Annotated in this window: 22 protein-coding genes; 12 read left to right on the forward strand and 10 right to left on the reverse strand. The window is 58.3% G+C overall.

Going from position 1 to position 25,891, the window contains the following annotated elements:
- Window positions 1-30: 30 nt before the first annotated feature.
- Window positions 31-3,246 (forward strand): SusC/RagA family TonB-linked outer membrane protein, encoded by a 3,216-nt coding sequence (locus tag DX909_RS26195; protein WP_128548203.1) that lies wholly within the window; start codon window positions 31-33, stop codon window positions 3,244-3,246.
- A gap of 20 nt (window positions 3,247-3,266) precedes the next feature.
- Window positions 3,267-4,802 carry a SusD/RagB family nutrient-binding outer membrane lipoprotein gene (locus tag DX909_RS26200; protein ID WP_128548204.1) on the forward strand — a complete coding sequence of 512 codons (1,536 nt, stop codon included), beginning with the start codon at window positions 3,267-3,269 and terminating at the stop codon, window positions 4,800-4,802.
- A 60-nt stretch (window positions 4,803-4,862) separates the two neighbouring features.
- On the opposite strand, the gene DX909_RS26205 is transcribed toward DX909_RS26200, so the two are convergent.
- Complete coding sequence (locus tag DX909_RS26205) at window positions 4,863-5,861, reverse strand: pyruvate dehydrogenase complex E1 component subunit beta (RefSeq protein ID WP_262707530.1); 999 nt, start codon at window positions 5,859-5,861, stop codon at window positions 4,863-4,865.
- Window positions 5,862-5,907: 46 nt separating this feature from the next.
- The gene (locus DX909_RS26210) at window positions 5,908-7,284 is read right to left on the reverse strand and encodes a cytochrome P450 (protein WP_128548206.1); all 1,377 of its coding nucleotides are present in this window, start codon (window positions 7,282-7,284) and stop codon (window positions 5,908-5,910) included.
- Window positions 7,285-7,423: 139 nt separating this feature from the next.
- On the opposite strand from DX909_RS26210, the gene purH reads away from it, so the two are divergent.
- The 4 genes from purH to DX909_RS26230 are packed head-to-tail and all read left to right on the forward strand — an operon-like array spanning window position 7,424 to window position 10,659.
- A complete protein-coding gene (gene purH, locus DX909_RS26215; RefSeq protein WP_128548207.1) occupies window positions 7,424-8,968 on the forward strand; it encodes a bifunctional phosphoribosylaminoimidazolecarboxamide formyltransferase/IMP cyclohydrolase in 1,545 nt (514 codons plus the stop codon).
- Between the two features lie 20 nt (window positions 8,969-8,988).
- Entirely contained in the window at window positions 8,989-9,756 is a 768-nt protein-coding gene (locus tag DX909_RS26220; protein WP_128548208.1) for a lysophospholipid acyltransferase family protein, read from the forward strand.
- Window positions 9,753-10,040, forward strand: coding sequence for an Asp-tRNA(Asn)/Glu-tRNA(Gln) amidotransferase subunit GatC (gene gatC / locus DX909_RS26225; RefSeq protein ID WP_128548209.1), 288 nt, complete (start codon window positions 9,753-9,755; stop codon window positions 10,038-10,040). The genes DX909_RS26220 and gatC overlap by 4 nt, the downstream gene beginning before the upstream one ends.
- Window positions 10,041-10,098: 58 nt before the next feature.
- On the forward strand, window positions 10,099-10,659 hold the full coding sequence (locus tag DX909_RS26230) for an SRPBCC family protein (protein WP_128548210.1): 561 nt from the start codon (window positions 10,099-10,101) through the stop codon (window positions 10,657-10,659).
- On the opposite strand, the gene folK is transcribed toward DX909_RS26230, so the two are convergent.
- The 4 genes from folK to DX909_RS26250 all read right to left on the reverse strand — a co-directional run bounded on the left by folK (window position 10,656) and on the right by DX909_RS26250 (window position 15,143).
- Complete coding sequence (folK, locus tag DX909_RS26235; RefSeq protein WP_128548211.1) at window positions 10,656-11,138, reverse strand: 2-amino-4-hydroxy-6-hydroxymethyldihydropteridine diphosphokinase; 483 nt, start codon at window positions 11,136-11,138, stop codon at window positions 10,656-10,658. The genes DX909_RS26230 and folK overlap by 4 nt on opposite strands.
- A 3-nt stretch (window positions 11,139-11,141) precedes the next feature.
- A complete protein-coding gene (locus DX909_RS26240; protein ID WP_128548212.1) occupies window positions 11,142-12,188 on the reverse strand; it encodes an AAA family ATPase in 1,047 nt (348 codons plus the stop codon).
- 87 nt (window positions 12,189-12,275) lie between these two features.
- Window positions 12,276-13,061: a TspO-related membrane protein gene (locus DX909_RS26245; protein ID WP_128548213.1), complete on the reverse strand. Its 786-nt coding sequence runs from the start codon at window positions 13,059-13,061 to the stop codon at window positions 12,276-12,278.
- Between the two features lie 87 nt (window positions 13,062-13,148).
- Entirely contained in the window at window positions 13,149-15,143 is a 1,995-nt protein-coding gene (locus tag DX909_RS26250) for a CHU_0125 family OmpA-like outer membrane integrity protein (RefSeq protein WP_206513060.1), read from the reverse strand.
- Between the two features lie 366 nt (window positions 15,144-15,509).
- Between DX909_RS26250 and DX909_RS26255 the strand changes: the two genes are divergently transcribed.
- A complete protein-coding gene (locus DX909_RS26255) occupies window positions 15,510-17,159 on the forward strand; it encodes an MFS transporter (RefSeq protein WP_128548214.1) in 1,650 nt (549 codons plus the stop codon).
- A gap of 4 nt (window positions 17,160-17,163) precedes the next feature.
- Here DX909_RS26255 and DX909_RS26260 read toward each other — a convergent pair whose 3' ends face one another.
- Window positions 17,164-18,618 carry an NADP-dependent isocitrate dehydrogenase gene (locus DX909_RS26260; RefSeq protein ID WP_128548215.1) on the reverse strand — a complete coding sequence of 485 codons (1,455 nt, stop codon included), beginning with the start codon at window positions 18,616-18,618 and terminating at the stop codon, window positions 17,164-17,166.
- A gap of 106 nt (window positions 18,619-18,724) precedes the next feature.
- Between DX909_RS26260 and DX909_RS26265 the strand changes: the two genes are divergently transcribed.
- Window positions 18,725-20,269 (forward strand): lipopolysaccharide biosynthesis protein, encoded by a 1,545-nt coding sequence (locus DX909_RS26265; RefSeq protein WP_128548216.1) that lies wholly within the window; start codon window positions 18,725-18,727, stop codon window positions 20,267-20,269.
- 26 nt (window positions 20,270-20,295) lie between these two features.
- Here the strand turns inward: DX909_RS26265 and DX909_RS26270 are convergent, their stop codons facing one another.
- Both DX909_RS26270 and DX909_RS26275 read right to left on the reverse strand, forming a co-directional pair.
- Window positions 20,296-21,045: an ABC transporter ATP-binding protein gene (locus tag DX909_RS26270; RefSeq protein ID WP_128548217.1), complete on the reverse strand. Its 750-nt coding sequence runs from the start codon at window positions 21,043-21,045 to the stop codon at window positions 20,296-20,298.
- Between the two features lie 4 nt (window positions 21,046-21,049).
- Window positions 21,050-21,778, reverse strand: a complete 729-nt coding sequence (locus DX909_RS26275) for an MlaE family ABC transporter permease (protein ID WP_128548218.1) — start codon at window positions 21,776-21,778, stop codon at window positions 21,050-21,052.
- Between the two features lie 157 nt (window positions 21,779-21,935).
- Here DX909_RS26275 and DX909_RS26280 point away from each other — a divergent pair, with 157 nt between their 5' ends.
- Together DX909_RS26280 and DX909_RS26285 are read left to right on the forward strand one after the other, a co-directional pair.
- Window positions 21,936-22,676, forward strand: coding sequence for an SDR family oxidoreductase (locus DX909_RS26280; RefSeq protein ID WP_128548219.1), 741 nt, complete (start codon window positions 21,936-21,938; stop codon window positions 22,674-22,676).
- Between the two features lie 151 nt (window positions 22,677-22,827).
- Window positions 22,828-23,742 carry an ROK family protein gene (locus tag DX909_RS26285; RefSeq protein WP_128548220.1) on the forward strand — a complete coding sequence of 305 codons (915 nt, stop codon included), beginning with the start codon at window positions 22,828-22,830 and terminating at the stop codon, window positions 23,740-23,742.
- 107 nt (window positions 23,743-23,849) lie between these two features.
- Here DX909_RS26285 and murB read toward each other — a convergent pair whose 3' ends face one another.
- Window positions 23,850-24,878 (reverse strand): UDP-N-acetylmuramate dehydrogenase, encoded by a 1,029-nt coding sequence (gene murB, locus DX909_RS26290; RefSeq protein ID WP_128548221.1) that lies wholly within the window; start codon window positions 24,876-24,878, stop codon window positions 23,850-23,852.
- Between the two features lie 132 nt (window positions 24,879-25,010).
- On the opposite strand from murB, the gene DX909_RS26295 reads away from it, so the two are divergent.
- Together DX909_RS26295 and DX909_RS26300 are read left to right on the forward strand one after the other, a co-directional pair.
- A complete protein-coding gene (locus tag DX909_RS26295) occupies window positions 25,011-25,616 on the forward strand; it encodes an SPOR domain-containing protein (protein ID WP_229311204.1) in 606 nt (201 codons plus the stop codon).
- 54 nt (window positions 25,617-25,670) lie between these two features.
- Window positions 25,671-25,891 (forward strand): GDP-mannose 4,6-dehydratase (locus DX909_RS26300; protein WP_128548222.1); only part of this gene is annotated, 221 nt, incomplete at its 3' end.

The raw sequence follows: 25,891 nt of genomic DNA on the forward strand, positions 1-25,891 counted from the left end.
TTTCATCATTCCTAAATCTATGTCCAACTTATGAAGCATTCTACGCTTATTCGCTGCCTGACAACAGTCTGGGTAGGAATTCTCTTACTGACCAGTGCTTTCGCCCAGGATCGGCGGGTCACCGGGACGGTGACTTCCGGCAAGGATCAGCAGCCCATTGCCGGCGTTTCCGTCGTAGTTAAAAACACCACCCTCGGAACCACCACCGACGCCGGCGGAAAGTTTGCCCTCAGTGTCCCTTCCAACGCGGTTCTGGTGTTCAGTTCCATTGGGTATGTGGGACGGGAAGTCACCGTCGGTAACCAGACAAACTTCAGTGTTTTGCTGAATGAAGACACCCAAAGCCTGAACGAGGTCGTCGTCACGGCGCTCGGGATTAAAAAGGAAGCCAAGCGACTCGGCTACGCCACCGCCAACGTCAATCCCGAACAGATCACGACCAACCGGACGGTCAATTTCGTCAACGCCCTCCAGGGCAAGATTGCCGGGGTCAACATCTCCAGCCTCGGAACCGGGGCCGCCGGGACGAGCAAGATCCGGATTCGGGGCCAGTCGTCGTTCTCGGGCCAGAACAACCCGCTCATCGTCATCAACGGAGTGCCCGTGGACAATACCAACTTCGGCCAGAACAACGGAAACACCGGCAGCGACGGCGCCATCGCCAACCGCGACCGCAACTACTCCGACGGCGGGGACGGTCTGTCGTCCATCAACCCGGACGACATCGAGGGCATGACCGTGCTGAAGGGCGCTACGGCCGCGGCCCTCTACGGATCTCGGGCCAAAGACGGCGTCATCATGATCACGACCAAAACCCGTGGAGCCACCCAGGGCATCGGAGTCACCTACAACACGAACTTTACGGTGGACCAACCCCTCGACCTCACCGACTTTCAGTATGAATACGGACAGGGCGAATACGGGGTCCGGCCGACGGCTCCCAACCCTACCTCGGGCGTCTGGAGCTTCGGCGAGAAATTCCAGCCGGGCATGACCCAGGTGCTCTTCGGAGGGGTAACGGTGCCCTATGCGCCGGTCCAGGACCGCATCAAAAAGTTCTACCGCACCGGCTCGACCTGGACCAATTCCGTCGCCGTTTCGTCGGGCAGCGACCGGGGTGGTTTCAACCTGTCGGTTTCCAACACCGACAACAAGGGCATCACCCGGAACAACACCTTCAACCGGAAAACGGTCAACCTCGGTTTCAGCTACAACCTTTCGCCGAAACTGAACGTCACCGGTACGCTCAACTACTCCAACGAGTATAACAAAAACCCGCCCCAGATCGCCCAGCAGGACAACAGTACGCCGACGGTGATCTATACGGTATCCAACTCCATGCCGCTTGACGTGCTGGAAGCCAACCAGGTCAACCCCGCCACCGGCAACGAGTTCGTCTGGTCGCGTTTCATGAACCGCACCAACCCGTATTACGTCCTGAACTACAAGTTCGAGAATATCCGCCGGGACCGGCTGTTTGGCAACCTGACCGCCCGCTACAACTTCACCGACTGGCTGTATGTGCAGGGCCGTGTCGGGCAGGATTTCTGGGCGCGGGATCAGGATTACAACTTCCCGACGGGGCAGGCCTCGCTGGCTGCGGCACCGGCCGGGTTCGTCAACGGGGCCTACGTGCAGGACGCCCGCCGGTTCCGGGAACTCAACACCGACTTCCTGATCGGGGCCAACCAGCGGATCGGAAAACTCGGGATCGACCTGACCGCCGGGGGCAATCAGCTGTACCGCCGGAGCGACCTCAACTCCGTTCTGGTGACCGACTTCATCGTGAGAGATTTGTATGTTCCGCAAAACGGCCGGGTCAAAGACCCCACCTATAACCTCAGCGAACGGAAGGTCAACTCGCTGTACGGGGCGGCCGAACTCTCCTACAACGATTTTATCTACCTGAACCTGACCGCGCGGAACGACTGGTTCTCGACCCTGGCGCCCGGTAACCGCAGCATTCTCTACCCGTCCATTACGGGAAGCTTCGTATTCTCGCAGGCCTTCAACAAGATGCCGGCCTGGCTGAACTTCGGAAAACTCCGGGCGGCCTATGCCGAGGTGGGCAGCGACGGCGATGTCGGCCCCTATTCGAATAACCTGTTCTACAGCGTCGGCGCCAATTTGTTCCCGAACCCGGCGGGGCAGGGCCAGCCGGTCGGGAATATCACGTCCAACACGATTCCGAGTTCGACCCTCAAACCCAGCCGCACGGCCGAAACCGAAGTGGGTCTGGAGTTGAAGCTGTTCAACAACCGCGTCGGGGTGGACTTTACGGCCTATAACAAGATTACCAGCGACCAGATCGTGGCCGCTCAGTCGTCGGATGCTTCGGGATATACCAACACCCTGATCAACAGTGGACAAAGCCGGAACCGGGGCGTCGAACTGCTGCTGACCGTGGCACCTATCCGCACGAAGGATTTCTCCTGGGATATCATCCTGAACGGCTCCTACAACGAGACGAAACTCCTGCGGCTGCTGACGGACGACGACGGAACGCCGGGTAAAGATTACAACAATGACAAACAGCCGGAACAGATCGTCGTCGGGAACGGGATTTTCGTGGGCGACCTCCGGCAGGTGGTCGGAATGCCGCTGGGCCAGTTGTATACCTTCGGGTATCTGCGGGATGCCCAGGGTCGGATCATCCACGGGGGCGACGGTCTGCCGCTGCGGACTCCGGCGCCCATTTCGTTCGGTTCGGCCCTGCCGAAATATGTAGGCGGTATTACCAACTCATTCACCTACAAGGGCATCGGCCTGTCGGTCCTGATCGATTTCAAACTGGGCAACAAAATGATTTCCGGTACGAACCTGAACCTGTTCCGGCACGGGCTGCAGAAAGAGACGCTCGTCGGCCGGGGTGAGGCCGATAACAAGATGGTGGGTGCGGGCGTCAACGAGAAGGGCGAAGCCAACGCGGTGCGGGCCTTCGTTCAGGATTATTACTCCGTCGGCCGCTCGAAGAGTCTGGGCGAGCAGGTGGTCTACGATGCCGGATACTGGAAACTGCGTCAGATCACGCTCGGCTACGACTTCACCAAGTTCCTGCCCAGCCGCCTGTTCATCAAGGGCATCCGTCTGAACGCCGTCGCCAACAACGTAGCCATCCTGAAGAAGTGGGTGCCCAACATCGACCCCGAGCAGTTTGGGTTCAGCTCCGACAACCTCGTCGGGCTGGAGTCGACCGGTTTGCCCACCACCCGCAGCATCGGTTTCAACCTGAATGTCAGATTCTGATTCCTGAACCTTTGATCCCTATGAAAAGAAATATAATCCTTACACTAAGCCTGTTTGCCCTGCTCTCCTGCCTGAGCGGGTGCGAGAAGGGGTTTACCGAACTGAACGTGAACCCCACTGCGGCTACTTCGCTGAATCCGGTTTTTACGTTCAATAATGCGCTGATCAACACCACCTTCCCGGGTTCGACGCTGGTGTTCGAGCACCCGATCGTGCAGCAGATGTTCTCTCCCAACTCCGGGGTACTGGCCGGGGGTAACTTCAACGTCGACAACCGCGGCCCCACCGGACCGAACGCCGGGATCTGGCAGCGGTATTATCGGGACGTGGTCCGGTATCTGGTGGATGTGATGGACAAGACGAAGGACGATGCCGCCCGCATCAACCTGTACAACATGGCCCGCATCCATAAAGCCTACGTCTTCATGGTGTTGACCGATACGTACGGGGATATACCGTACCGGGAAGCCGGCCTGGGTTTTCTGGGCGGCAACATCATGCCGAAGTACGATACGCAGCAGAGCATCTACGACGACCTCATCAAGGAACTGACGGAAGCCCCGGCCGCGCTGGATGCGTCCAAACCGACGGAGGCCGGCGACGTGCTGTACGGCGGTAACATCGCCCGCTGGAAAAAGTACGGTTACTCTCTGCTGCTGCGGGCCGGGATGCGGCTGTCGAAAGTGAATCCGACGCTCGCTCAGGCCACGGTTCAGAAAGCCGTAACGGGCGGGTTGATCCAGGCCAATGCCGAAAATGCCGTGCTGCGCAACAACGCCAACTACCAGAACCCGGTGGGCGGCACGCTGAACTCGACCGAAGCGGCCAACTATTACCTGACCCGCCACTTTGTCGATTATCTGCGCTCGACCGAAGACCCCCGGCTGGCTTCCATCGCCGTCCGGTACGTCGGGGCCAAAAGCGGTCCGGAGCAGACGGCCGCCCGCGCCAACCGGGACCCGGCCGTCCAAATCGGAATGCCGCTCGGCTTCGACAACGGCACCATCCCGGCGCAGGCCACGGCCGACAAGCTGGCGAGCTTCTACGACTATTCGCAGCTGGACCGGACCCGCATGGGCAAACTCGATGCGCCCTGTTTCTTCGTGACCTACGCCCAGACGCAGTTGCTGCTGGCCGAGGCCGTCACCCGCGGCTGGACCACCGGCAATGCCGCCGACCTCTATAATGCCGGCGTCACGGCGCACATGCAGCAGCTGGGGGATTACGACGCCACTTCACTCGTACCGGCCGCAGCCATTACGGCCTATCTGGCGAAGAATCCGTTTACCCCGGCCAGGGCGCTGGAGCAAATCAACACGCAGTACTGGGTGGCGTCGTTCCTGAACGGCCCCGAAGCGTTTGCCAACTTCCGGCGCAGTGGTTTTCCGGCTTTGAAGCCGAACCCGTATCCGGGCAAGGAAATCAAGGGGAGTTTCATCAACCGGCTGTCGTACCCCGACTCGGAGCTGTCCGTCAACCGGGCCAATCTGGGAGAGGCTACCACGCGTCAGGGACCGGACAACCTCGATACCCGCGTCTGGTGGGATAAACAGTAATTACCTGAAAACAGAAAAGCCGGTTCTCAGAACCGGCTTTTCTGTTTTTAAGGATACTGATTATTTCTTATACATCACCGTTTCGACGGCCTGGAGCGTCCGTTTGACGTTCGGCAGGATGACGTCGATCAGCGTCGGCGCATACGGCAGCGGCAGGTCGAGGCTGTTGACCCGGACCACCGGAGCGTCGAGGTAATCGAAGGCATGACGCTGGATGTTATAGGTCAGTTCGGAGGAAATGGCCGCCAGCGGCCAGGCTTCTTCCACCACCACGCAGCGGTTGGTCTTCTTTACGGAATTGATGACGGTAGGATAGTCGATCGGGCGAACCGTCCGCAGGTCGATCACTTCGGCGGAGATGCCGTTTTTGGCCAGTTCTTCGGCAGCCTGAAGGGCCACTTTCATGATCTTGCCGAACGAAACGATCGTCACGTCGTTGCCTTCGCGCTTGATGTCGGCTTTGCCGAGCGGAATCAGGTATTCTTCTTCCGGAACCTGGCCCTTATCGCCGTACATCAGTTCCGATTCCATAAAAATAACCGGGTCGTCGTCGCGGATGGAGGCTTTCAGCAGTCCTTTGGCGTCGTAGGGATTCGAGGGAACCACCACCTTCAGACCGGCCGTGTTGGCGAACCAGTTCTCGAAATTCTGCGAGTGCTGGGAAGAAAGCATCCCGGCGTTGCCGGTAGGTCCCCGGAATACGATGGGAACGGAATATTGCCCGCCGGACATCGACATGACCTTGGCCGCCCCGTTGATGATCTGGTCGATGGCTACCAGCGAGAAGTTGAAGGTCATGAACTCGATGACCGGCCGCAGACCGTTCATGGCCGAACCGACCCCGATACCGGCAAAACCCAGTTCGGCGATGGGGGTGTCGATGACGCGCTCCGGCCCGAATTCGTCGAGCATTCCCTGACTGACTTTATAAGCACCGTTGTATTCGGCGACTTCTTCCCCCATCAGGTACACTTTTTCGTCCCGGCGCATTTCTTCCGCCATGGCCTCCCGCAGAGCCTCCCTGAATTGTATTTCTCTCATCTCGTGTGAGTTAGTTATAGTCTGTGTCCAAAAAGTGGTCAAAATTAATTAAATCGGGCTAAAACTACAATCGAGGTACGATTTGCAGCCGGATCCCGCCTTTGGGGCGCAGCGTAATCCCCGGCTCCGGCTCCACTTCCTTCCGGCCAACCCGCTGAAAATCAAAGCTTCGGACCAGCAGGGCCAGCACGATCTGCATTTCCATAAGGGCAAAGTTGTTTCCGATACACATTCGGGGGCCTCCGCCGAAGGGCAGATAGGCATAGGTCGGCCGCTCCCTGACCCGCTCCGGCCGGAAGTGATCCGGGTCGAACCGGTCGGGGGCCGCCCAGTATTTGGGGTCGCGGTGGAGCAGATAGGGGCAGATCAGCACGGCCCGGGCGCCCGGCATCACGATGCGGTATTCTCCGAACTGGTCGGTCCGGAGGGGCTGCCGGCTGAAGATCCAGGCCGGCGGATAAAGCCGCATGGTCTCCTGAATGACCTGCATGACGTAAGTCAGTTCCCGCAGCGTCTCCACGGTCGGCAGGCCGTCAGGGCCCAGCACGCGGTCGATCTCCTCCCGCATCTTCCGGACCACCTCCGGATGGTCGGCCAGCAGGTACAGCGCCCAGGACAGGGCGTTGGCGGTGGTTTCGTGGCCGGCCATGAAGATGGTGGTCACCTCGTCGCGCAGCTGTTTGTCGGTCATCTGCTCGCCGGTGTCTTCGTCGCGGGCTTCCATCAGCATCTCCAGCAGGTCGTCATACTGCCCGGTACGGCGCTCGTTCCGGCGCCGGTCGATGATTTCGTAGATGATGGCTTCGATCTTTTCCACCGCCCGCCGGTACCGGATGGTGCGGGGGGTCGGCAGGTTTCGGGTAAACGGAAAAAAGTTGAACAGCTCCTTGTATGCGGTTTCGATAATGACGGTAATGGAACGGGAGACGTTATCGAGATACCGGCTGACGTCCGAACTGAACAGCGAGCGCGTCACGATGGCCAGGGCTAGTTTCATCATCTCCTCGGTGACGTCGACGGGCCGGGTCGGGTCGTTTTGTCTCCAGCGTTTCAGCAGGGCCGAGGTGTCTTCGTTCATGCCGTCGACGAGCAGGGCCAGCCGCTGGCGATGGAAGGCCGGTTGGGCCAGACGGCGCTGCCGACGCCAGAAATCGCCCTCGCTGTTGAGCAGACCGTTGCCCAGAAACATCTGCAGGACCTGGTACGCTTCACTTTTGAGGTAGTTCTTATTGTTTTCCTGAAGAATGTGCCGGGCATCTTCGGGCGTCAGGGTCAGCGTAATGAGCCGTCCGACGACGCTGAACTGCACCAGCCGGTCATACCGGCGCTGCAACCGCAACAGAAAGTTTAGCGGATCCCGGATAAAATCGAAGGTGCTGCCGACGAAGGGCGCGCCTTTCAGGTACGGGATAGGACGGCTGGGGTTTTCTTCGGTAATCATACACGAGTTCCTGAAGTATTTCCTAAAGTTACAAACTCCGGATCAGACCGGAGGTTTCCGTTCCGAACCTTTCCTCTATCTTTGCGGGAAAATTAACCTTCTGCCGACGTTCCCCGAGCGGGTGCAGAGCTTATGCCTCATGTCAAAGACCATTCAATCAGCCCTGATTTCGGTTTATTACAAAGACGGACTTGAACCCCTCGTCCGGCTGCTGCATCAGTATGGGGTCCGGCTTTATTCGACCGGCGGTACGCAGACGTTCATCGAGCAGCTGGGCATCCCGGTTACGGCCGTGGAAGACCTTACCGGTTATCCGTCGATCTTCGGCGGGCGGGTCAAAACCCTCCATCCGGTCGTGTTCGGCGGCATCCTGTACCGCCGGAATCTGGCCGAAGACGTGGCCCAGGCCAGCCGTCACGACATCAATCCGATCGATATGGTGGTGGTGGACCTGTATCCCTTCGAAGAAACCGTAGCCTCCGGCGCACCGGAAGCCGACGTAATTGAAAAGATTGACATCGGCGGGATCTCGCTCATCCGGGCAGCCGCCAAAAATTATAACGACGTGCTGATCGTGTCTTCGCGCGAACAGTACGCCGGGGTGGTCGACCTGCTGACTGAACGGTCCGGCGCCACCGAACTCGAAGACCGCCGGCGCTACGCCGGGGAAGCCTTCGGCATGACCTCCCGCTACGACACCGCCATCCGGAATTATTTCACCGGCCCGGAAGCCCCGTCCGCGACGGCATCGAACGGTTCGACCGGGAGCGATTTCCACCAGTTGCCTGCGCACTCGCTGCGATACGGCGAAAACCCGCACCAGCAGGCGACCTACTACGGTGATCTGGAAGCCATGTTCGACCGGCTGAACGGCAAGGAGCTTTCCTATAATAACCTCGTGGACATCGACGCCTGCGTCAGCCTGATCGACGAATTTACCGATACCACCTTCGCCATCATCAAACATACGAATGCCTGCGGAATCGCCACGGCTCCCACGGCGAAGGACGCTTACCTGAATGCCCTCGCCTGCGACCCGGTTTCGGCCTTCGGCGGGGTGATCATCACCAATACGAAAGTAGACCTGGCCACGGCCGAAGAACTGAACAAGCTGTTCATGGAAATCCTGATCGCGCCGGAATACGACGAGGAAGCCCTGACGCTGCTGAAGTCGAAGAAAAACCGTATCTTGCTGAAGCGCAAGCCGGTAACGGTGAGCGACCGGATGTTCAAAACCATCCTGAACGGCGTGCTGGAACAGGACAGGGATAACCGCACCGAAACCGCCGACCAGTTTAAAACGGTAACGGAAAAAGCCCCGACCGACGCGGAACTGCGGGCCCTTGAATTTGCCCTGAAAGTCTGCAAGCATACCAAGTCCAACACCATCGTGCTGGCGAAGGAAAACCAGCTGCTGGCTAGTGGGGTCGGGCAGACGAGCCGGGTCGACGCGCTCCGGCAGGCCATCGAGAAAGCCGGTTCGTTCGGGTTCGACCTGAATGGCGCCGTGATGGCGTCGGATGCGTTCTTCCCGTTTCCCGACTGCGTCGAGATCGCCGGTCGGGCCGGGATCACGGCGGTGGTGCAGCCCGGCGGTTCCATCCGCGACCAGGACAGCATCGACTACTGCAACCAGCACGGGCTGGCGATGGTGACCACGGGCGTCCGGCATTTTAAACACTGATTTCGGCGGCCCCGACTGCTATGCGGCTCATCTACACGATCTGGTGCGGTTTCTGGTTCCTGGCGCTGTTCCTGGTGCTGTTTCCGTTCATGTTTCTGTTTCTCCAGCGGCCGGAATGGAAACCGTATGCCCATAAGATGAACTTCATCTGGGGCAAGCTGTTTTTCTGGGTCATCGGCATGCCGATCCGGATCGACTACCGCTTCCGGCCCGACCCGAATCAGGTTTACGTCTTCTGCGCCAACCATTTTTCCTATCTGGATATCGCCGTAATGGGGGTGATCATCCGGAACTACTACGCCTTTATCGGTAAAAGCGAGGTGAAGCACGTGCCCCTCTTCGGCTATATGTTTGCCAAGCTGCATATCCAGGTCGACCGGAGCCAAGCCAACAGCCGGGCCTACTCGCTGGCGAAGGGCATCCGGACGCTGGCGGCCGGGCGAAGTATCATGATCTTCCCGGAGGGCGGAATCAAGGCCAAACAACCGCCCAGGATGCATCATCCCTTCAAAGACGGCGCCTTTACGATGGCCGTTCAGCAACAGGTGCCGATCGTTCCGATTACGCTGCTGGACAACCACGAGATTTTTCCGGATAAGAAGAAGCTGAGAATCAACTGGCACCCGGTTCGGGCGGTGGTTCACCCGCCCATCGAAACCAGGGGGCTGGGGCAGGCCGACATCGAGCGGCTGAAGGAAGAAACTTTCCGGGTGATCGATGAAACCCTGATGAGCCAGGCCGTCCGCCCCGGGCGTGGCCGTAAACTGAAATTTACCGATAACCTATGAAAGTGGACCGCGAAACGCTGCAAAAAATAGCCCATCTGGCCCGGCTGGAAGTCCGGCCGGAAGAGGAACAGCCCATGATCGACAGCCTCAACGAAGTGCTGACCTGGATGGAACAGCTCAATGCCGTCGATACCACCGGCGTCGAACCGCTGACCCACCTTTCTGCCGAACGCAACGTTCTGCGCGAAGACGTTGTCGGTGAGCAGCTTCCGCGCGGGAATGCTCTGAAAAACGCCCCCGCGAAAGACGACACCTACTTCCAGGTTCCGAAGGTGATCGAGTGAGTGGGATCTACGTATTTTTCGTTACTTTAGGCAGTAGAAACCTTCCTCTTTTACTGCCATGAAAATCCTGAAAATTCTGGGCATCGTCGTGCTGGCGCTGGTCGTGCTTGTCCTCGCCGTCGGGCTGATCGTGCCGACGGAGTATGCCGTCGAACGGTCGGTCGTCATCGCCAAACCCCGCAGTGAAGTGTTCAGGCTGGTCGGTTCGCTCCGGAACCAGGCCAGGTGGTCGCCCTGGGCCGATAATGATCCGGCCATGAAAGTGACCTATACCGGCGCGGACGGCACCGTCGGCTCCTCCTCAGCCTGGCAGGGCAATTCCGACGTCGGCACGGGTGAGCAGGAAATCAAGGACCTCGTTCCCAACGAGATGGTTCACAACGAAGTTCGGTTCCGGGAGCCGATCGAATCCGTCGGGCAGGTCTTTCTGACGCTTTCCGACGTGGCCGCCGGTACGAGTACGAAGGTGACCTGGAAGATGACCGGCAAAAATGCCTACCCGATGAACGCCATGTCGGTGGTGATGGATATGGACGGGATGATCGGAAAAGACTTCGAGCGGGGCCTCGATAAACTTAAAAAGCTGAGCGAACAGCCGGCCGCTGTCGCTACGAACTAATACCGGACCACCTCACTGGTATCGTCACAATCGGCGAGCAGCTCACGGGTGGTTTTTCGTAAAACCGGGTGAACGAAGTCCGGGGCGACCTCGGCCAGCGGTACGAGCGTGAACCGTCGCCAGTGGAGGAAAGGATGCGGCACCGTCAGGCGTTCGGTTTCCAGAACCAGGTCGTCGGCATAGAGCAGATCGATGTCGATGACCCGGCTGCCCCATCGGTCGCGACGGACGCGCCCCAGGCGGTTTTCGATGGCCTGCGTTTTCTCCAGAACCTCTTCCGGCCCCAATACCGTCAGCACCTTCAGGACCTGGTTCAGGAAGGAAGGCTGGTCGGTATTGCCCCAGGCGGCCGTTTCATAGATGGCCGACTGTTTCAGCACCGGCCCGACGTCGATCCGGACGGCTTCGAGCGCCTTTTCAAGCGTGACTTTCCGTTCGCCCAGATTGGCACCCAGCAGCAGATAGAGGGTATGCGTCATGGCTCAGAATCCGATGGATCGGGCCGGTTTCCGGGCAAACTGAACCTCTTCCTCCAGATGATAGATGTCGGCCAGCGTCATGGGCTGGTCGGTGCGGAATTCAAGGCTGCGTTCGGCCAGCAGCCGGTTGGCCTTCTCGACGGCCAGTTCGCGGAATTCATAGCGGGCGATAAGCCGGCCTTTTCGCAGCAGGGCCGGGTCGAGCCGGGTAATGTCGGTATTGAACGTACAGATGATCTGGATGGCGAGGCAGTCGGCCAGCAGGCCGTCGGTCAGGTTCAGCAGGTTGGAAACGGCCGCGTTCCGGACGTCGTTCTCCCGGTCCATCAGCACCTGCTCGGCTTCCTCGATCACCAGTACGGAGTTACGCTGTTCGAGCAGAAAGGGAATGAAACCCGGCTGCGTCATGACCTCCACCAGCTGGGGCGGCAGCACCAGCACCTGTTTGGTGAGCTGGGTAGTCAGGTGGCGGATGAGGTTCGTCTTGCCCGTTCCGGGCTTGCCGTGAAGAATGATCAGTCCTTTTTCGCTGTTGGTATTCAGGCGTTTGATCAGCTTGTCGTAGACCGGCCGCAGGTCGTCGTTGTAGTGTTTTTCCAGATCGAGCGGCAGCAGTTTGAGTTGCGTCTCCTCCACGATCAGTTCGTTATACTGCTGCGTGATCAGCCCGACTTTTCCCAGCGAATTGTCCGGTTCGGGGATCTTATAGCCGTCCAGCCCCGCCAGCACGCGGTCCAGCACTTCACGACTGGTGTATCCGCCCAGCAGGGAATAGGCCTTCATGGCCGGCAGGTAATGAATCCGCAGCAGAACGCCATCCGGGTGCGACCAGAACGAATGTTCTTCCTGTTTGGTGAACAGTTCCGTGCGTTCGTGAACTTTCGTAAACCCCTGCTCGGTCAGAAAATCGGGTAGGGTCGTTTCAAACTGGTGGCGACAGATCAGCTGGTTAGGAAAAACGCCGAACTGCTGAACAAAATAATAAACATTGGGAAAGTCGTCGTCGTCTGCCGAAAAGCTGAACTGGTCGGAAGGAAGTTTCCAGGGCATTGATCAATCAGGCTGGTTGCCTGCAAAGGTGCAAAAAAACCGGCAAGGTTGTAAGCCCTGTCGGTGTCGGGTCGAATGATTTAACGGTCAATGGCCGGAGTAGCCCATCCCCCGAACGGGATGCGTCTGCCCCCGAAACCAGGCCAGCAGCCACACGACGGCCGCCAGGACGGCACCGACCGTCGCCACGACAGATACGGACCCGTTGCCCTGCTGACCGACCGCAATGGCGGCATACGCCCAGACGAAGACCAGCAGGTAAGAGAAGCTGCGAAGGCGGCTGAAGACGTACAGGCCGATGGCCAGCCCGACGGCGATCAGAATCTGAGCCCAAACCGGCCCGCTGAGGCCCCAGCCGTTCCAGCCGGTCGATTCGAGCCAGACGCAGATGTTGGCGATGGTAGCGACGGTCACCCAGCCGAAATACAGCCCGAACGGCACCCGGGCTACCCATTTTTCAACCGTAGGAATATAGGACGACCGAACCCGAAGGCCCATGTTGATACCGTATAACGTATAAAGGATACCGAGAATAAACAGGACGGAAACCCACAGCCATTCACTTTGAAAAACCACCAGCCACAAGCTGTTGAACAGACCGTTCAGGATGACCAGCAGCCGGACGGCCCTGAACCGGGGATTCTGCCGCTGGGAGGGCAGGGCCTGGAAAACCGCGAAAGCCAGAAGACCGAGATAGATCACTCCCCAGATCGAAAAGGCAAAACCGGCGGGCGTAAAGTCGGTATAATATTTATCCGAAACCTGCTTATTGGTGCTGCCGCCGATCGCGTACGCATTGGCCAGGTAGTTCATCACGAGGGTGGAAATGATGACGAAAACCACCAGGAACTGTCTGAGCTTCTCACTTTTCATAAACGAAACAAGCTGGTTAATGATCCTTAACCAGCTTGTTCTGAGAATGTTTAATGCCGGGCCTTTCTGCCCGTAATGAGCGTTCCGTCAATAGCCCAGGATTTTGAACTCGGTCCGGCGGTTTCGCTGGTGTTCATCCTCCGTTCGGGCGTTCTGGACGATCAGCTGGGTTTCGCCGTATCCTTTGGCCACCAGCCGGTCGGCGGAGATGCCTTTCGAGACGATATAATCGACGGCGGATTTGGCCCGGTTCTGCGAGAGCCGGATGTTGTAGGCATCCGGAGCGCGAACGTCGGTATGCGAACTCAGCTCAATCTTCAGCGTCGGGTTGTCCTTCAGGATCGTCACGAGCTTATCCAGTTCCTCGGCGGCATCCGGCCGGATGTTGTATTTGTCGAGGTCGTAATAAATATTTTCGAGTACGAAAGTCTTGTTCAGCGCCACCTTGTCGAGCAGAACCGGCACTTCGAAGGTCGTGTCGGTTTCGGCCTTCTTCAGGAAGATCGGCGGAATGCTGCGGCCCTGCATCGTGAATTGCTCACGCTTGGTCAGGTAACCCGGGCGCTCGACCAGGATCGTATAGTCTTTGCCTTCCTGCAGCGGATATTTCCCGAACGTACCCGGCTTTTCGGTGACGACCTCGGCGATGGGTGTACCCGTCGCATCGTCCAGAATCCGCACTTTGGCCGAATCGAGCGGGGCGGCCGGCGTACCGTTCTCGGAGACCGTTCCGGCCAGGAAGTAGCGAACCCGTTTGGGGGCATTGGCTCCCGGCGGGTTTTCGGCGACGACCGTCGGCGTTTCGGGGGTAGTCTGCGAGTCGTCGAAGAAATAAATGTCGTCGTCGCCCTTGCCGCCATCGCGGTTGGATGCGAAGAACCCCTTGTTTCTGTCGATCATGAACAGGCCGAAATCGTCGAACGGCGAGTTGACCGGAACGCCCAGATTTTCGACCGAGATGACGCCCTGCGAACGGGTCGCCACGAAGATGTCCAGCTTGCCCAGCCCGGGATGGCCGTCGGAAGCGAAATACAGCTTGCCGTCTTCCGCTACGTACGGGAACATTTCATCTCCGGGTGTATTGATGTCGCGACCCATGTTGACCGGGCGGCTGAACCGGCCCGAAGCATCCATATTGGTTCGGTAGAGGTCGATACCGCCGACACTGCCGGCGCGGTTGGACCCGAAGTAAAGCGTTTTTCCGTCGGCCGAAAAGGCGGGGCTGCCGTCCCAGGCCGTCGAGTCGCTGATCGGGAGCCGGCGCGGTTCGGACCAGTTGTTGTCCACGAAGCGGCTGATGTACAGGTCGACGTCGAGGCCGCCCTTCCGTTTGCCGTTGTTTCCCCGGGCGAAGACCATCGTTTTGCCGTCTTTGGAGAAAGCGGGAGTGCCTTCGTTGGCGTCTTCCCTGAAAATGGCCGGGCTGAACAGCTGCGGATTGTTGCCGGTTTCGTCGGGTTTCTGTCCGAGTTTGATCCGGTAAATGCCGGTCATCGGCAGCCCGTTGTTCTTATAGACTTTCTCTTTACGGGAGGAGGTGATGATCAGTTCGTCACCCCGGACCACGGGGGCATACTCCGAACCCGGTGAGTTGAGGTTTCCGATGTTCTTCGGCTGGAAGGCGATCTTCTTCTGGCTGATCATGTCGATGGCGCGCAGGGTTTCAGCCTCCCGGCGGGCCTTTTCAAGATTCACCTTGCCCGTGGGTCTGGAAGCGATATACTTATCCAGTTCCTGGAGCGCTTCCGCATACCGGCCGGAGGATTTCAGGGCGTAGGCATAATACAGGCGGGCGTCGGTTTCTTTCGTCCCGGCCTCCAGGGCTTTCTGATAAAAGGGGGCTGCCTGCGGGAACCGGTTCGACAGACGGTAGGACTCGGCCAGGAGGTAGTTCAGCCGGGCCTGGTCGGTGATACCTTTTCCGCCGGCCGCTTTCTGAAGATTGTCGATAGCCAGATTGTATTCGCCCTGTTCATACTGCCGGACGCCTTTTTTGAACGCCTGCATGGCGGAGTTGCAGCCCGCCAGCCCGACGGCCAGCCCCAGCGCGACCAGCAGACCGTAGGAGGTACTGATTTTCATATAGATACTATAGCAAAGACGTGTGTGTTGATGCCAAGATAACGATTTCTGGCGTTGCTCTACATTTTAACGAACAGATGTCGATTTTATTGGCCGTAGTTACCGGAGCAAAGAGGAGAGAAAATGAAAGAAAGACCCAATAAAAAATCCCGCCGGGGCGACCGACAGGATTTTTAAAAAGCGCAACTGAAGATAAAACGCCCAAAGGGTTTGAAAAGTTTTGGGACTGAAAAATAGACGCTTAATTTTTCAAAATATATGCGATTATTTTTTAGATGTTGCTTAAAAAGCGAATAAAGGCCCTTTTTCAGGTTATAAGAAACCAATAATACCCATATCGGTTACACTTAATAATCACAAAATTCAATGGCCGTTCCATCCCCGATTTCCCGGAATCCACCCGCCGTCACCTCCATCTGGACTCCTTTTCAGTATGCTATGTTCCGGGCCATTTGGACGGCGGCCCTGGTTTCCAACATCGGCACCTGGATGCAGAACATCGGCGGGGTCTGGCTGATCACCACCCTGACCACCTCGTCGGTTCTGATTGCCGCCATGCAGACGGCCACCAGCCTTCCGGTGTTCTTCCTGAGCGTTCCGGCGGGCGTTCTGGCCGATCTGCTGGATCGCCAGCGGATGCTGCTCCTGACGCAGTCGGCGATGGCCATGGCCGCGATTGGGCTGGGGGTGGTGACGCTGTCGGGAGGGGCCACGGCCCTCTCGGTGCTGCTGTTTACTTTTTGTCTGGGCATCGGGGCCGCCCTGAACGGACCGGCCTGGCAATCCATCACCCCGGAGATCGTTCCGCGGGCGGTGGTTTCCTCCGCAGTCACGCTGAACGGGGTCAATCTGAATCTGGCGCGGGCCGTGGGGCCGGCCATCGGCGGGCTGATCATCTCCCGGTATTCCCCCGGCTATGTTTTTCTGCTCAACGGGGTGTCGTTCATCGCGACGGTCCTGGTCATTTACCGCTGGAAACGTGAGAAAGTAGCCTCCACCTTACCGACCGAGCGCTTCGTCAGCGCCCTGCAGGCCGGGATGCGGTATGTGAGGTTTTCTCCTTCCATCCACTCGATTCTGGTCCGGGCGTTTGCGTTCACCTTCGGGGCCAGCGCCATGTGGGCGCTGCTCTCGCTGGTGATCGCCCGAAAACTGCACCTGGGGTCGGGGGAATACGGTTCCATGCTGGGCTTTATGGGCGCGGGCGCCGTGACCGGGGCCTTTACCCTGACCCGTCTGCGCCGGATGGTGAGCGTCAACAAACAGATTCTGGTGGCCGCCCTGGTTTTCGTGGGGGTCAATACCGCCCTGGCCCTGATGACGTCCCTGTACGGGTTGTATGCCGTCATGTACGTGGCCGGGATCGCCTGGCTGGTCTGTCTGACGACCTTCAACTCCTCGATGCAGCTACAGCTTCCGCGCTGGGTGCAGGCCCGCGTCCTGAGCATTTACATGCTGGTTTTTCAGGGCGGTATGGCACTCGGCAGCGCCGTCTGGGGCACCCTGGCCGACCGGGTGGGACTGGAAACCACGCTGCTGTTTGCCGCCGGATGGATGGCCGTCAACCTGCTTCTGGCGATCCCCTTCCGCATCCGCTCCACCGAGGGGCTGAATCTGGCGCCCGCCAACAATTGGCCCGAGCCGCCCATTGCCGACCGCATCGACCCGGAGGACGGGCCGGTGGTGATCATGATCGAATACCGGGTGGAGGAGGAAATGATCCCGGCTTTTCTCGGGGCCATGGAGCAGCTGAAGCGGCTTCGGCTCCGCGACGGGGCCTCCCAGGCCGGAGTCTTCAGCGATACCACCGACCCCGAGCGGCAGGTGGAGTTTTTCACCGTCAACTCGTGGGGAGAGCACCTGCGCCAGCACGCCCGCTTCACCGAGGAGGACCGCAAGGTAGAAGCGCAGGTACTTCAGTTTCATACCGGAAACCAGCGTCCGGCCGTGACGCACTTCGTCGCCCGACGGGACCCGGTCATGCCGCCCGGTCTGGAAAACGTGACCGACTGGTGAGCCCTTACTCGCCGGCCCCCAGCGAATACCCGGGGGCGCCGTCGAAGGTGTAAAGGTTCTCGGTTTTGATGGTATCGAAACCCTGCTCGTACAGAAGCCTGAGCAGCTGGATGATATTGCCGTGGGTAATGATGTCCCCGGCCGCCGGGTCGACCACGAAACGGCCGCGCCAGTGGTCGGTGCAGAAGGTTTCCGGCAGGCCGTCCGGGTAGACTTTGGCCCCCCGGTTCGAAATCATCTTCAGTTGAAGCGGGGTGGTGTCGATGGCGGACAGGGCGTCGCCGAGCTGCTGGGCCGTACCGCTGCTCCAGTCCAGGAAGACGTCGACGCCCACCAGTTCCTTCGCCTGCCGGGTCCGGCTGACGGCATTCACGGGCTGCACGGGCGCCGGAGCGCTCAGGTAGCTGACCGCCCGGAAGAAGTTCGGCATCTGGTCGAGCCGTTCGATGATAGCCTCGGAAAATTCCTGCGTACCGACCCGTTTCCGGCTGACGTCCTCCTTAAAAATGTCGCCGGTATGAATACCGCTCTCGATCGTGCAGAGCCAGGCGTTGTGCACCCGGGCGGCCACCTCGGCCTGTCCGATATGAACCAGCATCATGATGGCGCCGTGCAGCAGCCCCGAGGGGTTGGCGATGCCCCGGCCGGCAATGTCGGGGGCGGAGCCGTGAATGGCTTCGAACATGGCGCACCGGTCACCGATGTTGGCCGAGCCGCCCATACCCACCGAACCGGCAATCTGGGCCGCAATGTCGGAGATGATGTCGCCGTAGAGGTTGAGTGTGACGATGACGCCGAACCGCTCCGGAACATCGGCCAGCAGCGCCGAGCCGATGTCGATGATCCAGTGTTCCTTCTCGATGTCGGGATATTCGGCCGCTATTTCGTCGAACACTTTGTGAAACAGACCGTCCGTCATCTTCATGATGTTGTCTTTGGACAGACAGGTCACCTTTTTGCGGTTATAGGCACGGGCATACTCGAAGGCATACCGGATGATTTTCTCGCAGCCGGGCCGGGAAATCAGCTTCAGGCACTGGTAGACCTGATCGCTCTGGCGGTGTTCGATGCCGGTATAGACGTCTTCTTCGTTTTCCCGGATGATGACCAGGTCCATCTGCGGGTGTTTGGTCGCCACAAACGGGTGGTAGGCCTGGCAGGGCCGGACGTTGGCATACAGGCCCAGGGCGGAGCGGGCCGTCACGTTCAGGCTTTTGTAACCCCCGCCCTGCGGGGTGGTTATGGGCGCTTTCAGAAACACCTTCGTTCGCCGAAGCGACTCCCAGGCTTCGGGTCGGATGCCCGAGGAAACCCCGCTTCGGTACACGTTTTCACCAATTTCAATGACTTCGGGTTCGAGCCGGGCGCCGGCGGCTTCCAGAATGCGAAGCGTTGCTTCCATGATTTCCGGACCGATGCCGTCGCCGTAGGCAATGGTGACAGGAGTTGCTGAGGCCATGCGGATACGTTGCGTTGAGGAGGTGATACAAAAGGACTTTGTATTTCAGAACCGGAAAACGGCAGGTTAGTTTCGGAAAGCGTATCTTTGCCGGGACTGATTTGCTATGAGCGGATTTAAAAAGTTAGCGAGCGATACGGCGCTGTACGGTGTCAGTACCATTCTGGGAAGGCTGCTGAACTGGGCGCTGGTGCCGCTGCACACCTATATCTTTTCGCAGCCCCAGGCCCTCTCCTCCAACGTCGAACTGTATAACGCTATCGGGACGCTGCTGATCCTGTATACGCTGGGGCTGGAAACCGCCTTCTTCCGGTATGCCGCCCGCAACCGCAATCAGCTCGAAGTCTATTTCAGCCGCTCGCTGAGCATCGTGCTGGTGGTGACGGCCCTGTTCACGATTCCGGCCATCGTCTTCTCCGGCGACATCGCCCGGGCGCTCGAATATACCGGGCAGCAGAAGTTCATCCGCTGGGCGGCCCTGATTCTGGCCATCGACGCCGTCACGGCCCTCCCGTTCGCGCGGCTGCGGGTCGAGAACAAGGCCCGCCGGTTCGTGACGGCCAAGATTCTCAATGTGCTGATCGTCATCGCCCTGAACCTGTTTTTTCTGATCTTCTGCCGCGACGTGTACAATGGCGAGTACCTGACGTTCCTGCAGCCGTTCGTCGATCTGATCTACGACCCGACGCTGGGGCCGGGTTATATCTTTCTGGCAAACCTGATCGCCAACGCCTGTTACTTCCTACTGATCCGGAACGCGTTCAAAGGCTTCCGTTTCCAGTGGGACAACCAGCAGGTGCAGACGCTGCTGCTCTATGCGTTTCCGATGATGCTGACGAATCTGGTCGGCAACATCAACATGTCCACCGACCGGTACTTCCTGCGGCATTTTCTCCCGGAGGGCTTTTATCCGGGGCTGAGTTCGAAGGACGCCCTCGGTATTTACGGCAACTGTTATAAGTTATCGGTATTCATTACGCTGGCGATCAACTCCTTCCGGTTTGCCGCCGATCCGTTCTTCTTTTCCCGGGCGGAAGACAAGAACGCTCCCGACCTGCTGGCCAACGTGACCAAATGGTTCGTCATCGTCTGCGTCATGATCTGGGTGGGGGTGAGCCTGAACCTGGATGCGATCGGGCTGCTGATCGGGGAGAATTACCGGTCGGGGCTGCCGGTGGTGCCGGTGCTGATGCTGGCCAACCTCATGCTGGGCATCTTCTACAACCTGGCCTTCTGGTTCAAACTGACCGACAAGACGTCTTACGGCACCCTGATTACCGTCATCGGCACCGTCGTGACCATTCTGCTGAACATCCTGCTGATTCCGGTGCTGGGATATATGGGCTGCGCCGTGGCGTTTCTGGCGTCGAGCGTGGTCATGACCGTGATCTGTTATTATCTGGGCGAGAAGCATTATCCGGTGCCGTACAATGTGCCGTCGGCGCTGGGCTATCTGCTGAGCGGGGGGCTGCTGATCTATTTTGCCACCCAGATCCGGATCGGGAATCTCTGGCTGGCACTGCTCTACCACCAGGTGCTGTTCGGGCTGTATCTGGCCGCCATGCTCGTAATCGAACGCGACACCTTCGGGCCGCTGCTGGCGAAATGGCGCAGCGGACGGCGGCCCGCCGGGGTGGAGGAGAAGATCTGATCGGTGGCCGGGAAGCGGTTTTCCGTCTATTCCTGCGTTGTATCCCGCAGTAGTTTGTTGGCGTAGATGAATTCGTTCAGTTCCTTCACGTGCGACTGCGTGATGGTTTCGCTGGTGCCTTCCCACAGCTTTCTTCCCCGGTAGAGGAACATGATTTTTTCGCCGATTTCCAGCATCGAGTTCATGTCGTGCGTAATCACCACCGTCGTGATCCTGAACTCGTCGGTAATTTCCTTGATCAGCTCGTCGATCTTGATGGCCGTGAGCGGGTCCAGGCCGGAGTTGGGTTCGTCGCAGAACAGGTATTTCGGGTTCATGACGATGGCCCGGGCAATACCGACGCGTTTCTTCATGCCTCCGCTGATCTCCGACGGCATGCGTTCGGCGGCTGCTTCCAGGCCGACCCGCTGCAGGCAGAAATCGGCACGTTCGTTCTTCTCGGCCGACGACATTTCGGTCAGCATATCGAGCGGGAATCGGACGTTCTCCCGGACGGTTTTCGAGTCGAACAGCGCCCCGCCCTGAAACAGCACGCCCATCTCGCGCCGGATGGCTTTCTGCGTATCTTCGTCGCCGGTCAGAAAATCCCGGCCGTTATACAGAACCTGCCCCTGTTCCGGCTGGATGAGGCCGATCATGCACTTGAGCAGCACGCTTTTCCCGGTACCGCTGCCGCCGATGATCAGACTCGTATCGCCGGGCTGAAACGTTCCGGAAACGCCTTCCAGAATGGTGCGGTCCCCGAAGGTTTTATGAATATTTTTGATTTCAATCATACCCTTACAACAGCAGCTGGGCCAGTAAAAAATCCGCACCCAGTACGGCAATACAGCTATTGGTCACGGCCGCCGTCGACGCCTGACCGACTTCCAGCGCCCCGCCCGACGTATAATAGCCCTTGAACGAGGAAATGGTCGAGATCAGAAAGGCGAACACGACCGATTTGATCAGCGCGAAGGTGATGCTGAACGGTTTGAAGTCCGAACGCAGGCCGTAGATATAATCCTCCTGGGTAATGATTCCGGCCACCGTTCCGGCAATGTAACCGCCGTAGATCGACAGAAACCCGGCCAGAATCACCAGCAGCGGAAACATGATCATCGACGCCACGACTTTGGGCAGGACCAGATACGAACTGGAGTTGATTCCCATCACCTCCAGGGCGTCGATTTGTTCGGTAATGCGCATGGTGCCCAGGCCGCCGGCGATGTTGGAGCCGACCTTCCCCGACAGAACGACACTGGTGATGGTCGGGGCCAGTTCGAGAATCGTACTGTCGCGCACGATGACCGAAATAATATACAGCGGAACCAGCGGGCTGACGAGGTTATAGGCCGTCTGGACACAGGTTACCGCGCCGATAAACGTCGAAACGATGGATACGATGAAAACGGAGTTGATGCCGATTTGGATACATTCGTCCAGAATCAATTTGGAATAAACCCCGAATTTTTCGCGGTTCCGGAACAGTGTACCCAGGAAGATAAAATAACGTCCAAGGTGAAGCATAGGCGCAAATAACAACAAAACTCCCCAAAGTTAGAATGGTTTTGTGCGTATCTTGCCGCATTGAAGGAAAAAGAGTAGCATCTGAGCGGCAGGCAGTCGGCCGAACGACGGGTTCGCGTTGTGGCCGGCTGCCTGCCGCTTACTGTCAACCGATTGTATGAATCCGTTAATCGTAGTCACCGGCGGCACGAAAGGAATTGGCCGGGCCATTGTGGAGCGTTTCGCCGAAGGCGGCTTCGATGTCGTCGCCAGTGCCCGGAGCGAGAAGGACCTCAACCAACTAAAACAGGAAATCGAGCAATCGGTCGCCGAGGTCCTCGAAGGCTTCGACGAAGCGGTTATTCCGACGGTTTTCCCGTTCGCGGCCGACCTCTCCCGGCGCGAAGAGGTGGACGGGCTGATCGGCTTCGTAAAATCACTGAACCGGCCGGTGAGCGCGCTGGTCAACAACGCCGGTATTTTCCTGCCGGGCCAGATTCACAACGAGCCCGAAGGAACGTTCGAAACCACCATGGCGCTCAACGTGACCGGGGTCTATCACCTGACCCGCGGCCTGCTGCCGGACATGATCGACCGGCGCAGCGGCCATCTCTTCATGATGGGTTCGACGGCCAGCATCATGGCCTATCCGAACGGCGGCTCCTACTGCATTTCAAAATTCGCATTGCTGGGCATGGCGAAAGTCCTGCGGGAAGAACTCAGGGAGTTCGGAATCCGGGTCACCACGCTGCTGCCCGGCGCTACCTACACCGACAGCTGGGCGGGGTCCGGTCTGCCGGAGGCCCGGTTCATGAAAGCCGCCGACGTGGCCGACGTGGTCTGGACGGCCTATAACCTCTCGGCCGGGGCGGTCGTGGAAGAGATTCTGCTCAGGCCGCAGTTGGGGGATATCAAATAAGGCCGGAGGGGTGGGGAACCGGCCGGAAACCGAAAATCCCGAAAAACCGGTATTCGCAATTCTAAGGTTCTTCTTCGTATCTTGCGCCCTCATCAGCATCAACCGGCCGAAACACGTATTAACTTAAACATTAAACCACCAAAGTCCAGTAATGGAATCTGTTCAGTATTTGGGTATTGACGTCGGCGGTACGAACGTCAAGATGGGTATTGTCGACGCACAGAGTGGCAAGATTTCCAATTTCTACAGCCATGATACAGCCAGCTGGCGTGAGTCGGGGCATTTTGTCGATCGGTTTGCCGATGCCATAGCCCTCCAGCTGTATGAGCATAAGGAAATTCAGAAAGTGGGTATCGGTCTGCCGGGCATGATCAACCGCGAACGGACTGTCCCTCTGGAAATTACCGCCATCCCCGAACTGAACGGTGTCCCGCTGGTCGAGAGCCTCAACAAACGCTTCCCGGACGTTCAGTTTTTCCTGGAAAACGACGCCAATGCCGCGGCCCTGGGTGAATTTTACTTCGCCGACGAGAAAATCGACGAAAACTACATCTTTATTACGCTCGGAACGGGCGTCGGCGGAGCGGCCATCATCAATAAAAAAGTATTTGTCGGGGGCGACGGCAATGCCATGGAACCCGGCCACCTTCCCTCGCGGCATGACCGCGTACTGGAACGAAACATCGGTAAGAAAGAACTACTGGACTTGGCTATCGAGCGCCGGGCCGACTATAAAGGCGACACCCAGCTTCCGGACGACGGCAGCATCTCCACGACGGGTCTGGTAGCCGCAGCCGCCGAGGGCGATGAACTTGCCCTCCAGATCTGGACCGAGGTAGGGGAGATGCTGGGCGACGGCCTGGTTTCGCTCATCCGCGTGCTGGACATCAAGCAGATCCTGATCGGCGGTGGTCTGTCGGCCTCCTACGACTACATCCTGCCCGCCGTCAAAAAACAACTGGACTTCTGGCTGACTCCCTACTATAAAAATGGCCTGTCCCTGAAGAGAGCCACCCTGGGCAACGACGCCGGCCTGCTGGGCGCAGCGTCGCTGTGCTTTGAATAATTGTTGAATAAATGAAGGATTGAATGATTGAATGTTGCGCTGCTATTTTCAGCATTGCGGAGCTTCATTCAATCATTCAACAATTCAATCATTCACCAATTCAACAATTACACCACATTGACCTCCGGGTGGAGGGAGATGCCGAACTTTTCTTCAACGGACTGCTGCACTTTCCGGGCCAGGGAGAGGATTTCGGCGCCGGTGGCTTCGCCGTAGTTGACCAGCACGAGGGCCTGTTTGGCGTGGACCCCGGCGTCGCCGAAGCGTTTGCCCTTCCAGCCGCACTGCTCGATGAGCCAGCCTGCCGGAACCTTGGTCTTCGCCGGGTCGCCGGTCGGGTAGCCGGGCAGGGCGGGAAAGTCGGTTTTCAGCCGTTCGAACCGGCTGGTGTCGATTTCCGGATTTTTGAAAAAACTTCCTGCATTGCCGATCTGGGCCGGGTCCGGCAGTTTGCTCCGGCGGATGCGGATCACCGCATCGCTGACGGCCTTTATACTCAGCCGGTCGTCCGTCACGCCCATCTCCTTCAGCGTTTCCTGAATGGCGCCGTAACTGGTATGAAATACCGGCCGGCGATCCAACCGCAAAGTGACGCTGGTGATGATGTACTGCCCTTTCACCTCGTTTTTGAAGATGCTTTCCCGGTACCCGAAGCGGCAGTCGGCATGACTGAACGTACGCATTTCACCGGTTTTCAGCTCAACGGCTTCCAGCTCCTTGAAGACCTGTTCGATCTCCACGCCGTAGGCACCGATGTTCTGCATGGGGGCGGCCCCGACCGTTCCGGGAATCAGTGACAGGTTCTCCACCCCGGCGTAGCCGTTCCGCACGCAGAACATGACCAGTTCGTGCCAGTTGGTGCCGGCCCCGGCCCGGACGAAAATATGGTCTTCGTTCTCAGCGACTACCTCAATACCTTGAATGGAAATTTTCAGCGCCAGACCTTCAAAATCGCGGGTGAACAGCAGGTTGCTGCCTCCGCCCAGAATGAGCTTCGGAACATCCGGATAATCGGTGAGTTGAAGAAGGGCCTGCAGTTGGTCTGCGCTTTCGATTTCAACAAAATACCGGGCTTTGGCGCCGATTCCGAACGTATTATAGGGCTTGAGAGACTCGTAACTCTGAATATTCAACATGGGTTAGCCGGAAAATGCTACCTCAAAATAAGTAAAAAGAAGCCAAAACGTTGGTATAAAGGAGACCGGGTCCAACAAGTTGGGGGGCAGATTGTTGCATAACCGTATAGTTAGTAAGTTTGCACGAAGCGTATGGAACTACAGAGGTACATCCGGCAGTCGGCCGGACTGATCATGCTGGCGGGGTTGGTGGGGCTGTCCGTCGGGCTGGAATCGTGTGCTTCGGCCAAAAAGACGGCCGGGTCACGGTCGGCAACGGTCGATTACAATTCCTTTGATGACGATTTATCGGTAAACCGCCCGAAATTCAATGTTTCGACGGCACCGGCTTCCCGTCCGGTCGGGACCGCAACGCCCGCGCGTCCGACCACGCCCACGGATACGCGCCGGACGCTGCCCGCCGTGGAGCCGCTGCATATCAACCGGCGTCTGGACGCGGTACTGGACACGATCGCGCTCAGAAACCGGTCTATCCGCTATGCCCAGGGCTACCGGATTCAGATTTATGTCGGAAATGAACGGGCGGAGGTCGACCAGGCAAAACGGCTTACCTACCAGAACTTTCCGGAACTGAATCCTTACATCACCTACCGCCAGCCCACCTATCGGCTGAAAGTGGGCGATTTTATGCGACGGATGGATGCCGAGCGGTATCTGGCCCAGCTTCGGCAGCAGTTTTCATCCGCCATTCTGCTGCCCGACCGCGTCGATATCCGTAAGAGTCTGGCCATCAAGTGAAAAATTGCTTACTTCGGGAAATCGAAGACAAGATATTGTATTGACTAACTACATATGAAGAAAGCGTTAATTACCGGCATCACGGGCCAGGATGGAGCCTATTTAGCCGAACTGTTGTTGGCGAAAGGCTATGAAGTCCACGGCATCAAGCGCCGGAGCTCCCTGTTCAATACCCAGCGCATCGACCACCTCTACGAAGATCCGCACGAGAGAAACATCCGGTTTAAACTCCACTACGGCGATCTGTCGGACTCGACCAACGTCATCCGCATCAT

Source organism: Larkinella soli, assembly GCF_003703975.1.
Taxonomy (GTDB): domain Bacteria; phylum Bacteroidota; class Bacteroidia; order Cytophagales; family Spirosomataceae; genus Larkinella; species Larkinella soli.

Excerpts from the sequence above, each read along its gene's own strand:
- DX909_RS26195 (WP_128548203.1), top strand. The coding sequence starts at position 31 with ATGAAGCATTCTACGCTTATTCGCTGCCTGACAACAGTCTGGGTAGGA.
- DX909_RS26200 (WP_128548204.1), top strand. The coding sequence starts at position 3,267 with ATGAAAAGAAATATAATCCTTACACTAAGCCTGTTTGCCCTGCTCTCC.
- DX909_RS26210 (WP_128548206.1), bottom strand. The coding sequence starts at position 7,284 with ATGATTACCGAAGAAAACCCCAGCCGTCCTATCCCGTACCTGAAAGGC.
- purH (WP_128548207.1), top strand. The coding sequence starts at position 7,424 with ATGTCAAAGACCATTCAATCAGCCCTGATTTCGGTTTATTACAAAGAC.
- DX909_RS26220 (WP_128548208.1), top strand. The coding sequence starts at position 8,989 with ATGCGGCTCATCTACACGATCTGGTGCGGTTTCTGGTTCCTGGCGCTG.
- gatC (WP_128548209.1), top strand. The coding sequence starts at position 9,753 with ATGAAAGTGGACCGCGAAACGCTGCAAAAAATAGCCCATCTGGCCCGG.
- DX909_RS26230 (WP_128548210.1), top strand. The coding sequence starts at position 10,099 with ATGAAAATCCTGAAAATTCTGGGCATCGTCGTGCTGGCGCTGGTCGTG.
- folK (WP_128548211.1), bottom strand. The coding sequence starts at position 11,138 with ATGACGCATACCCTCTATCTGCTGCTGGGTGCCAATCTGGGCGAACGG.
- DX909_RS26240 (WP_128548212.1), bottom strand. The coding sequence starts at position 12,188 with ATGCCCTGGAAACTTCCTTCCGACCAGTTCAGCTTTTCGGCAGACGAC.
- DX909_RS26245 (WP_128548213.1), bottom strand. The coding sequence starts at position 13,061 with ATGAAAAGTGAGAAGCTCAGACAGTTCCTGGTGGTTTTCGTCATCATT.
- DX909_RS26250 (WP_206513060.1), bottom strand. The coding sequence starts at position 15,143 with ATGAAAATCAGTACCTCCTACGGTCTGCTGGTCGCGCTGGGGCTGGCC.
- DX909_RS26255 (WP_128548214.1), top strand. The coding sequence starts at position 15,510 with ATGGCCGTTCCATCCCCGATTTCCCGGAATCCACCCGCCGTCACCTCC.
- DX909_RS26260 (WP_128548215.1), bottom strand. The coding sequence starts at position 18,618 with ATGGCCTCAGCAACTCCTGTCACCATTGCCTACGGCGACGGCATCGGT.
- DX909_RS26265 (WP_128548216.1), top strand. The coding sequence starts at position 18,725 with ATGAGCGGATTTAAAAAGTTAGCGAGCGATACGGCGCTGTACGGTGTC.
- DX909_RS26270 (WP_128548217.1), bottom strand. The coding sequence starts at position 21,045 with ATGATTGAAATCAAAAATATTCATAAAACCTTCGGGGACCGCACCATT.
- DX909_RS26275 (WP_128548218.1), bottom strand. The coding sequence starts at position 21,778 with ATGCTTCACCTTGGACGTTATTTTATCTTCCTGGGTACACTGTTCCGG.
- DX909_RS26280 (WP_128548219.1), top strand. The coding sequence starts at position 21,936 with ATGAATCCGTTAATCGTAGTCACCGGCGGCACGAAAGGAATTGGCCGG.
- DX909_RS26285 (WP_128548220.1), top strand. The coding sequence starts at position 22,828 with ATGGAATCTGTTCAGTATTTGGGTATTGACGTCGGCGGTACGAACGTC.
- murB (WP_128548221.1), bottom strand. The coding sequence starts at position 24,878 with ATGTTGAATATTCAGAGTTACGAGTCTCTCAAGCCCTATAATACGTTC.
- DX909_RS26295 (WP_229311204.1), top strand. The coding sequence starts at position 25,011 with ATGGAACTACAGAGGTACATCCGGCAGTCGGCCGGACTGATCATGCTG.